Source organism: Bacillus sp. UMB0728 (genome assembly GCF_002858875.1).
Classification (GTDB): domain Bacteria; phylum Bacillota; class Bacilli; order Bacillales; family Cytobacillaceae; genus Bacillus_AB; species Bacillus_AB infantis.
Map to the genome: position 1 here is coordinate 49,724 of NZ_PKLA01000011.1, position 10,979 is coordinate 60,702.

Consider the following 10,979-nt stretch of genomic DNA (forward strand, 5'->3'; position numbering starts at 1 on the left):
ATGAAGCAGCTGATACATCTGGGCAAAAATGTCTGGAAGCTGATCGTATTATTTCTCCTCATTCTGATCACATTTTCTTATGCAATGTTCCAGGGCGGATTTGTGAGCTGGTTCCTATTTTACAGTTTCCTTCCTTTTGCCCTGTACGGGCTTGCTTTGTCCTTTTATTCGGTCGGCACCTTCCGTGCTGAAAGGGATCTTATAAAGACTGATTATAATGCCGGTGAAAAGCTTAAGGTAAAAGTAACATTGAAGCGGGACAACTCTTTCCCGCTGTTTTTTCTCATTGCCGAGGACTGCCTGAATGAGGCGCTGTCTTTTTCCGCAAAAGCGAATAAAGCAAAATCCTTTGTGTTTCCCTGGTTCAAGCGGGAGGTTTCTTTTGAGTATGAAGTGGATGGACTGCCCCGCGGCGAGCATATCTTTGAGGCTATCCGCCTGAAAACGGGTGATCCAATTGGCTTGATTGAAAAGGAAAAGCTTGTGGAGGCGGAGGGCCGGATCATGGTTTATCCCGCTTATGAAGAGCTTATCTATAAGCCGGCAGACAACCATTATGACCAGGGAATGACTGCATCGAAGGAACGGGTCCAGAGGGATACTTCCATGGCAGTCGGAATTCGGGAATATCAGCCCGGAGACCGGTTTTCCTGGATCAACTGGAAAGCGACCGCCAGGCGGAATGACATCATGACAAAGGAATTTGAGCAGCGGAAATCTCATGATGTGTATATTATGATGGATTGCGCCCCTGACGAAAGGTTTGAGGGAATTGTATCATTTACAGCCTCGGTCATCAGAGGCATCCTCCGCAAGGGCGCCCAGACCGGCCTGATCACGATGGGAACGGAAAGGGCGGCATTTCCTGTCAGAGGCGGGGAAGGGCAGCAGCAGCAGCTCTTTTATCACCTCGCAAAAGTGAAGGATGACTGCCCGGTTTCCTTTGACCGGGTGCTGGAAACAGAGAATTTCCTTGCCCAGCAAAATGTCTCGCTTATGCTGATCACGGCTCAGCTGACGAAGCGGCTAGTGGAAAAGGCCAGCTTCTATGCTTCCCATAAAAATGCCGTCACCATTTTTCTGCTGAAAAACGAGCGTGAGGCCGCAGCCAAGGAGGAAATTGCGCTGAGGGCTTCTGCCAACGCGCGCGGGGTCAGGGTCGTGCTTGTCCATGAAGGCCAATTTTCGGAGGCTTTTTCGGAGGTGAATAGAGGATGAGGGCAGATGAGAACAGGCACACCATCACTTCTGTCATTTTATATATGTTCGGATTCCTGCTTCTGTGGGAGTGGATGCGCCCGCTTGAACAGCTGACAGATACGTCTAACATACTTGTGTTTATTTTGTTCATTGTTCTTGGCCTTGTGATGTATTATTTTCACGTGAATATGGTGGTCAGCGGCTTTGTTAAATGCCTGTATATCCTGTATTCCCTGCATTATCTTTATTATGAGGGAGCTTTTTTTTCACCGGAATGGGTGCTGCCGTTTTTCATGGAGATCAAAGAAAATCTGGCCTTTGTGTCGGCAGCCGAATGGCCGGAGCTCACAGACTTGTTCAGAAGCCTTTTGTTCTTTGTGCTGATTTGGCTGATGACCTATCTGCTTCAATATTGGCTGATCAATAGAAGGCAGATTTTTATTTTCTTTTTTATGACATTGACCTATATTACTGTGCTTGATACCTTTACTCCATACCAGGCAGACGGCGCCATTGTCCGTACTGTAATCGCCGGTTTCGGTGTAATGGGGATCCTGACATTCCACAGGCTTATGGAGCGGGAGACAATCTTAAAAAAGAGGACTTTCTCGAGAAAATGGATGGCCCCTCTTGCGGTGATGATTGCCCTGAGTGTGGCGGTCGGCCTTGCCGCTCCCAAGGCAGCGCCTATTTGGCCCGATCCAGTCCCGTATATAAAATCATATGGACAGAACAGCGGGGACGGACCAGGCGGTTCTGTTGCGAGGGTAGGCTATGGAGTCGATGATTCCAGGCTTGGCGGACCCTTTATCGGAGACAACAAGGTTGTTTTCCGTACTGAAGTGAAATCGCGCCATTACTGGAAGGTTGAGACGAAGGATGTGTATACAGGCAAAGGATGGCTTGCTTCTGAAGAAGGGGAAGAGCGCATTCCGTTCACTGAGGAAGACGAAGTGCCGATTTCCTCTTTTTCTGGAGAAGGGATGACAACCAATCCGGAAACAAGTTCAGTCTATTTGTATCAATCATCTCCGCATATTGTATACCCGCTTGGTGTTGAGAGCATACAGCCAAAAGGGGATGTGAGCTTTGAACTGGATCCGGCGATTGAAAAAGTTTATGCTGTCCAGCCGATTCCCCTGAAGGAATACAGTGTGAGCTATGAGGTGCCGAAATATAGTGTTTCTGCACTCCAGGAGTCCGGAGATGGCCAAAGTCTGGACGGCAGTTTCCTTGAGAGGTATACCCAGCTGCCTAATAATCTTCCGGCAAGGGTGAAAGAGCTGGCAGAGGAGATTACGGCCAATGAAACAAGCTGGTTTAATAAGGCTAGGGAGATAGAACGCTATTTCCGGATGTCCGGCTTTGCTTATGACCAGACAGATGTGGCCGTTCCCGGTGCCCGCGATGATTATGTAGATCAATTCTTGTTTGATACAAAAAGGGGCTATTGCGATAACTTCTCTTCCTCGATGGCTGTTCTTGTACGAAGCCTCGGTATCCCTGCCAGATGGGTGAAAGGCTATACAGAAGGAGAATATCAGGCAAGGGAAAGTGAAACAAGCAGGACCTTTGAAGTCACGAATAACAATGCTCATTCATGGGTGGAGGTTTACTTCCCTGAAATTGGCTGGGTTCCTTTTGAGCCGACACAGGGCTTTTCAAATAATATCCAGTATTCCTATGACACTCAATCGCCAGACACTGCTGAAACGGATACGGCAGAAACTGCGGCCCAGCCGGAAGAAGAGCCGGCTGCACCAGATTCCCCGGAAGAAAACAGTGATAAGGCATCATCCTTTACGCTGGCTGACCTGGGTGTAAAGGCAAAGGAATTCTTGACTGGCTCCTGGAAGGCGATGTCTCTGATCTTACTGCTTCTTGCCGCTGCGGCTGCGGCTGCTTACCTGAAAAGGTCCAAATGGCTTCCAGTCTATTTCATCTGGAAGTTCAGGCGGATGAAAAATAAGGACGGCCGCTTTGTTTCAGCGTATCTGACTCTGCTCAAACAGCTTGAACGCTATGGCCTGAAAAGGAAACAGGACCAGACGCTGAGGGAATATGCTGCATATATCGATCATTTCTTCTCTACACAGGAAATGAGCAGGATTACTGCCCAGTATGAGCGGGTTCTGTACAGAGGCAGCCAAGAAGAAGGACGCTGGGAAGAAATCAGGGAATTGTGGGAAAATTTAATTAAAAAGACAATAGCTTGACCAAAAAAATGACCTGTTGATACAATGTTCACGAGAATCATAATTTAATATGCACCTTCATATATCCTCGATAATACGGTTCGAAAGTCTCTACCAGGTCACCTTAAATGACTTGACTATGAAGGCAGGTCATTCTATATAGCGTTTTATGGCATTTATGCTTAAAAACCGGAATTCTGCCTTCAGCGTATTTGCGGAGGAGAGTTCCGGTTTTTTTTGTTTGATTTGGCTGGTGCTGGACAGGCATGCGGCAAGAGCCGGTCGAAATTAACCGGATATATGGAGCATGAGATAAGAGTTGCTGTTTCGGACTGCGGTTAAAGTAAGGGCCGGGAGAGCAGGATAAGAAAAAATAACATAACCGAGGTGGACAGATTTGACGGGGAAAACAGAACTGCAAAACCAGGAAATGATTGTCGTGCTAGACTTTGGCAGTCAGTACAATCAGCTGATAACTAGAAGGATCCGCGAGTTTGGGGTATACAGTGAGCTTCACCCCCATACAATTACAGCAGAAGAAATCAAGGAAATGAATCCTAGCGGCATCATTTTCTCCGGCGGCCCGAACAGTGTATACGGCGAAAATGCCTTCGGCTGCGATGAAAGAATTTTTGAGCTGGGCTTGCCTATTTTCGGCATCTGCTACGGCATGCAGCTGATGACTATGCATTTCGGAGGCAAAGTTGAGCGCGCGAAGCACAGAGAGTATGGCAAGGCTGTCCTGACACTCGAACATGAGTCCAAGCTTTTTGCCGGACTTCCGAATGAGCAGACAGTCTGGATGAGCCACGGTGACCTTGTTACAGAAGCACCTGAAGGTTTTTCTGTTGATGGAATCAATCCTTCCTGCCCAATCGCTGCGATGAGCAATGAAGAGCGCGGGCTTTATGCGGTTCAATTCCACCCGGAAGTCCGCCATTCTGTATACGGAAACGATATACTGAAGAACTTTGTCTTTGGCGTCTGCGGCTGCAAAGGCGAATGGTCAATGGAGAACTTCATAGAAATCGAGACAGAGAAAATCCGCCAGGCTGTAGGCGATAAGAAGGTTTTATGCGCACTGAGCGGCGGGGTGGATTCTTCTGTTGTCGCTGTCCTTATCCATAAAGCGATCGGTGATCAGCTGACATGTATTTTCGTAGACCATGGCCTGCTCCGGAAAGGAGAAGCCGAAAGTGTCATGAAGACCTTCTCTGAGGGCTTCAACATGAACGTTATTAAAGTTGATGCAAAAGACCGCTTCCTTAACAAGCTGAAAGGTGTCAGCGATCCGGAACAAAAACGGAAAATCATCGGGAACGAATTTATATATGTGTTTGATGATGAAGCGGCCAAGCTGGAAGGAATTGAGTTCCTTGCACAGGGAACTTTGTATACCGATATTATTGAAAGCGGCACGGCAACTGCCCAGACAATCAAGTCCCATCATAATGTCGGGGGATTGCCGGAGGATATGCAGTTTAAGCTGATTGAGCCTTTGAATACTTTATTCAAGGATGAAGTCAGGGCATTGGGGACTGAGCTTGGTATCGCTGATGAAGTGGTATGGAGGCAGCCATTCCCTGGACCAGGTCTAGGAATCCGTGTACTCGGAGAAATTTCAGATGAAAAGCTCGAAATTGTTCGTGAATCAGACGCGATTTTACGGGACGAAATCAAGAAGGCAGGTCTTGACCGCGATATCTGGCAGTACTTTACCGTTCTTCCTGATATCCGCAGCGTAGGTGTGATGGGTGATGCCCGTACCTATGATTATACAATCGGGATCCGTGCCGTAACCTCTATTGATGGAATGACTTCAGACTGGGCAAGGGTGCCATGGGATGTGCTGGAGATCATATCCACCCGAATCGTCAATGAAGTGGATCATATCAACCGTGTTGTATATGATATTACAAGCAAGCCGCCTGCAACAATTGAATGGGAATAAAAATACGAACATTAAAAAAGCGAACATGAAAAATGTTCGCTTTTTTTATTGACTGAAAATAGCGCTCCTGCTAAAATGAAGAAGAACTGAATATGTCGTATTACGTCGTATAATATCAGGGATATGGCCTGAAAGTTTCTACCGAGCTGCCGTAAATAGCTTGACTACGAGGTAAATGTTTATAGGGATCATTTTACTGAACTTATTATAAATTCCCCCTATAGGCAGGAACCTGTTGTCACGCTCCCGGAAACCGGCGGGCGTTTTTTATTTGGTTTTTACACTAGGGGGGAAAAGAATGAAAAAGTATTTCCAGTTTGAAGAGCTTGGCACGAATTACCGCCGCGAAATCATTGGCGGATTAACTACCTTTTTATCAATGGCCTATATCCTGGCCGTCAACCCGCTCACATTGTCATTGCAGTCGGTTCCTGATCTTCCTGACAGCATGAGGATGGATCAGGGTGCAGTCTTCGTGGCGACAGCCCTTGCTGCTGCCATCGGGTCGATCTTGATGGGCCTGATTGCTAAATATCCGATCGGACTTGCGCCGGGGATGGGCTTAAATGCGTTTTTCGCCTATACAGCCATATTGACGATGGGAATCTCCTGGCAGCATGCACTCGGCGGAGTGCTCATTTCCGGTCTGATTTTCATACTTCTCACGCTTTCAGGCATCAGGGAAAAAATAATCAATGCCATTCCTGCTGAACTGAAGTTTGCAGTAGGAGCGGGAATCGGGCTGTTCATCGCCTTTATCGGGTTCCAGAACGCCGGAATCATTGTCAATGATGATGCTGTCCTGCTCGGGCTTGGAGATCTTTCAGACGGAAATGTCCTTTTGGCCATCTTCGGTATTATTATTACGGTCATCTTAATGACAAAAAACGTCAAGGGCGGTATCTTCATCGGGATGGCAGTGACTGCTATAGCCGGTATGATTTTCGGACTGATCAATGCTCCTGAAAGTATTGTAGGGGCTGTACCAAGCCTTGAGCCTACATTCGGAGCTGCTTTTACAGCATTTGGCGATAGTTCATTCTTTTCGACAGAAATGCTTGTGGTTATTCTGACGTTCCTGTTCGTTGACTTCTTTGATACAGCAGGAACACTCGTCGCGGTCGCTAACCAGGCGGGTCTCATGAAGGGGAATATCCTTCCGCGCGCAGGCAAAGGACTGCTGGCTGACTCTTGTGCCACTGTAGCGGGAGCTATACTAGGAACTTCAACAACAACATCTTATATTGAATCATCTGCTGGCGTGGCTGCCGGAGCAAGGACAGGATTCGCTGCAATTGTGACGGCTGCGTTCTTCTTGCTTTCACTGTTCTTCTTCCCGCTGCTCGATGTAATAACAGCGCCAGTTACAGCTCCGGCTCTGATCATTGTAGGTGTCCTGATGGTCTCGTCGCTTGGGCAGATTGACTGGAAGAGATTCGAAATTGCTGTTCCAGCCTTCCTGACGATCATAGCCATGCCGCTCACATACAGCATTGCAACCGGAATCGCAATCGGCTTTATCTTCTACCCAATCACCATGATCGTAAAAGGCAAAGCTAAAGAGATCCACCCGATCATGTACTTCCTGTTTGCAGTGTTTGTCCTATACTTTATTTTCTTGAAATAATTATTTGGGGAGCCTCCTTATACTGGGGGCTCTTTTTGTTTTTGTGTATAGGATTGTCTTATCCTTGAGGCCCACAGGAAGTGGGCCATGCAGGCGCTGCCACAGGACATGGCGTACTTAGCCTGCGTTCCTTACTTATTGTCCAGCTCCGGACGCTAGCCCCTCGAGGTCTTAAGCCAAACAGATCAAAAGGTTAAAGAGCAAACCTTTCGCTCTGTTCGTCTTAAGCTTGTCGGGGCTGAGCAAGCGCCCTCCGCTTTTCTGTTTGTCCAGCTCCGGCTCCTAGGTGCTCGAGTCATAAGCCAATCAGGCCAGAAGGCTAAAGAACAACCTTCCGTCCTGCTTGTCTTATGCTTGAGGCCCACAGGAAGTGGGTCATGCAGGCGTTGCCACAGGACGTGGCGTACTTAGCCTGCGTTCCTTAGTGAACAGCCGCCTCCGCTTTTCTTTTTATTGACTTCCGATTTTGTCTTTTATAACATGAAACTACTTGATGGAGACTGAAAAGAGGAAGAGGATATGAAAACGCTTGAAGTGAAAAAGGCACTAAACAATAATGTATTGATCGGCCATCACCAGGAGCATGGCGAGGTTGTCCTCATAGGGAAGGGGATTGGCTTCAGCCATAAGAAAGGTGATTTCATTGATGAAGCTTCAGTAGAAAAGCTTTTTATCCTGAAGAATGAAAAAGAGCAGGAAAACTATATCAAGCTTCTCCCGCATGTGGACAATGAACTGCTGGATGTTATTATTTCCTCTCTTGAACTGATTAAGCAGCGGACTAACTCTGAATTGAATGAGCATATCCATGTGGCGCTGACCGACCACTTGATGTTCGCTGTCAGCAGGCTGTCCATTGGCATGGAAATGCGCAATCCCTTCCTGATTGAAACGAAAGCGCTGTATCCTTTCGAGTATGATGTCGCTAGAGATGTTGTCCAGCTGATTGGAGAAAGGGCGGGGGTCCACCTGCCTGAAGGGGAAGTTGGATTCATCGCCCTCCATATCCACAGTGCCGTCATGAACCGGAATCTTTCCGAGGTTAACCAGCACTCGCAGCTTGTGACCCATCTGGTTAATATGATTGAAGAGCAGCTTGATATAAAAATCGATAAAGAAAGCATTGATTATATGAGGCTTGTCCGGCATCTAAGGTTTACAATCGAGAGGGTCCATACCGGCGAGCAGGTGGAAGAGCCAGAAAAAATTGCAGACCTCTTGAAGTCAGAGTATCCTGTGTGTTACAATCTTTCCTGGAAGCTCATTAAAGTGATGCAGCAAGCATTGCGAAAAAAGGTTTTTGATGCAGAAGCGGTGTATTTGACGATGCACCTGCAGAGGCTTCAAAAGAAAATCAAATAGATATCATAATTACGTGTTACTGATACGATCAGGCATGAGTGATTAGATAATTGAAAACAAGTTTTATGGGTAATATACACCTGTACAGCTTTTTTCGGTTATTTTTTCCTCATGCCTTTTTTGCTTTCTGCTTAATTGTGCTCAGTATTGGAAACGCTTTATGAGCTTATAAAAAAAGGAGGAATTCACATGTTTAAAAAAGCTTTTGGTGTCTTGCAAAAAGTCGGCAAGGCATTAATGCTCCCGGTAGCGCTCCTTCCGGCTGCAGGTATCCTGCTAGCCTTTGGTAATGCTCTGCAAAACCCTGCGCTGCTTGATTTAGCGCCATTCCTGGAAAATGGCGGAGTGGAAATGGTCGCTTCCGTCATGGAAAACGCCGGTAATATAGTCTTCAGTAACCTTGCCCTCTTATTTGCGGTCGGCGTTGCGGTCGGCCTTGCAGGCGGGGAAGGTGTAGCTGCCCTGGCTGCCATCATCGGTTACCTCATTATGAATGTAACGATGGGTACTGTATTGGGCATTGAAGCAAAAGACCTTGAAGGAAGTATGGAATATGCCAATGTACTGGGAATACCAACCCTCCAGACGGGTGTGTTCGGCGGTATTATTGTAGGTATTCTCGCAGCATCCATGTATAATAAGTTCTTTGAAATTGAGCTTCCGTCTTACTTAGGATTCTTTGCAGGAAAGCGCTTTGTACCTATTGCGACAGCTGCAAGTGCAGTAGTCCTTGGGCTCTTGATGATTATCATCTGGCCTCCGATCCAATCTGCACTTAATGCTTTTTCTCAAAACATGGTTCACGCGAACCTTACATTATCAGCGTTTGTGTTTGGTGTTATTGAACGCTCTCTTATTCCTTTTGGACTGCACCATATTTTCTATTCACCATTCTGGTATGAGTTCGGGCAATATACAACAAATGCAGGTGAATTGGTGCGTGGCGACCAAAGGATCTTCATGGCTGAAATTAAGGACCGTGTCCAAGATCTATCGGCAGGTACTTTCATGACTGGTAAATTCCCGTTCATGATGTTCGGTCTTCCGGCAGCTGCTTTGGCGATCTACCATGAAGCCCGTCCGGAAAGAAAAGCGATTGTCGGAGGCCTGATGGCTTCAGCAGCTTTGACTTCATTCCTGACTGGTATTACTGAGCCGCTGGAATTCTCATTCCTATTCGTTGCTCCTGTACTTTTCGGTATCCATGCAATTTTCGCCGGATTGTCCTTTATGACAATGCACCTATTAGACGTAAAAATTGGCATGACCTTCTCCGGAGGATTGATTGATTATATCCTGTTCGGTCTGATCAACCCTCAGACAAACGCATGGATTGTCATCCCGGTAGGTATTGTTTTTGCAGTTATTTACTACTTCGGCTTCCGTTTTGCGATCCGCAAGTTCAACCTTAAGACACCTGGACGCGAAGATGTAGAAGAGGAAGATGTAGCTGAAGGTGAGAATAAAGGTGGAGATCTGCCGTACCAGATCCTTGAAGCAATGGGCGGACAGGAAAACATCTCTCATCTTGATGCTTGCATCACGCGCCTGCGTGTTTCTGTAAATGATATTAAAGATGTAGATAAAAACCGCTTGAAGAAACTGGGGGCATCCGGTGTCCTTGAAGTAGGGAACAATATCCAAGCAATCTTCGGTCCTAGATCTGAAACGATTAAAGGCCAAATGAAAGATATCATGACCGGCAAAAAACCTCGTCCGGCAGAAAAGGCTCCTGAAAAGGGTGTTGAGCAGCAAATTGAGGAAGTAAACCCAGAAGCGCTTCAGACAGAGCATAAGGGTGAAGATGTTTTCGTTTCTCCTATTAAAGGAGAAATCAAGCCGATTACAGATGTACCTGATGCTGTATTCTCCGGCAAAATGATGGGCGATGGCTTCGCGATCGTTCCAAGTGAGGGTACTATCGTTTCTCCGGTTGACGGAAAGATCGTCAATCTGTTCCCAACGAAGCATGCTCTTGGCCTTCTTTCAGATTCAGGCCGCGAAATTCTGATTCATGTCGGCATCGATACAGTCAACCTGAAAGGTCAGGGCTTTGAAACACTCGTTAAAGAAAATGACAGAGTGGAAAAAGGACAGCCTCTCTTGAAGGTCGACCTGGACTTTGTAAAAGAAAATGCACCATCCATTATGACGCCGATTGTATTTACTAATTTGGCTGAAGGCGAGGCAGTTGTTATTAACAAAACTGGCAGCGTCGATCTGAAAGAAGAAGATATTATTACGATTAAGAAATAAGCTCCTATTAATATAGAAGTAAATGTAAAGCCGGCTGCGGATAGCAGCCGGCTTTTATAAATGGGATATATTTCATGTATAAAAATATTTATTCTGGTGTTGACGTGTATAGAGGAACGATGTTAATATAGGTGAGCAGTCGTTTTCGGCAAAAGCTTTCAACTTGAATCTTGAAAAAAGCTGTTGACAAACGCTGCGAGAAAATGTTATTCTAATATAGTTGCTTCAAGAGAGCGACTGAGATTGTTCTTTGAAAACTGAACGAACAAAAACGTCAACGTTAATCTTAAATTTTTTATCAGAGCTAAATCTTACTCTTATATGGAGAGTTTGATCCTGGCTCAGGACGAACGCTGGCGGCGTGCCTAATACATGCAAGTCGAGCGGA

At 46.4% G+C, this 10,979-nt stretch carries 6 protein-coding genes, 1 rRNA gene and 2 riboswitches; all 7 genes read left to right on the top strand.

The window, feature by feature from the left end:
* A complete protein-coding gene (locus CYJ37_RS25870; RefSeq protein WP_101552935.1) occupies positions 1–1,218 on the top strand; it encodes a DUF58 domain-containing protein in 1,218 nt (405 codons plus the stop codon).
* Entirely contained in the window at positions 1,215–3,416 is a 2,202-nt protein-coding gene (locus CYJ37_RS25875; RefSeq protein ID WP_101552937.1) for a transglutaminase TgpA family protein, read from the top strand. Before CYJ37_RS25870 ends, CYJ37_RS25875 begins: the two co-directional genes overlap by 4 nt.
* A gap of 37 nt (positions 3,417–3,453) precedes the next feature.
* Positions 3,454–3,555, top strand: a riboswitch (purine riboswitch).
* Between the two features lie 270 nt (positions 3,556–3,825).
* Positions 3,826–5,346, top strand: coding sequence for a glutamine-hydrolyzing GMP synthase (gene guaA / locus CYJ37_RS25880; RefSeq protein ID WP_170939627.1), 1,521 nt, complete (start codon positions 3,826–3,828; stop codon positions 5,344–5,346).
* Positions 5,347–5,431: 85 nt separating this feature from the next.
* Positions 5,432–5,533, top strand: a riboswitch (purine riboswitch).
* Positions 5,534–5,644: 111 nt separating this feature from the next.
* Positions 5,645–6,973, top strand: a complete 1,329-nt coding sequence (locus tag CYJ37_RS25885) for an NCS2 family permease (protein ID WP_101552939.1) — start codon at positions 5,645–5,647, stop codon at positions 6,971–6,973.
* Between the two features lie 519 nt (positions 6,974–7,492).
* The gene (gene glcT, locus CYJ37_RS25890; RefSeq protein WP_009791724.1) at positions 7,493–8,335 is read left to right on the top strand and encodes a glucose PTS transporter transcription antiterminator GlcT; all 843 of its coding nucleotides are present in this window, start codon (positions 7,493–7,495) and stop codon (positions 8,333–8,335) included.
* Positions 8,336–8,524: 189 nt separating this feature from the next.
* Positions 8,525–10,591 (top strand): glucose-specific PTS transporter subunit IIBC, encoded by a 2,067-nt coding sequence (gene ptsG, locus CYJ37_RS25895; RefSeq protein WP_094769990.1) that lies wholly within the window; start codon positions 8,525–8,527, stop codon positions 10,589–10,591.
* Between the two features lie 318 nt (positions 10,592–10,909).
* Positions 10,910–10,979: ribosomal RNA gene (locus CYJ37_RS25900) — 16S ribosomal RNA — on the top strand; the annotation flags it as partial.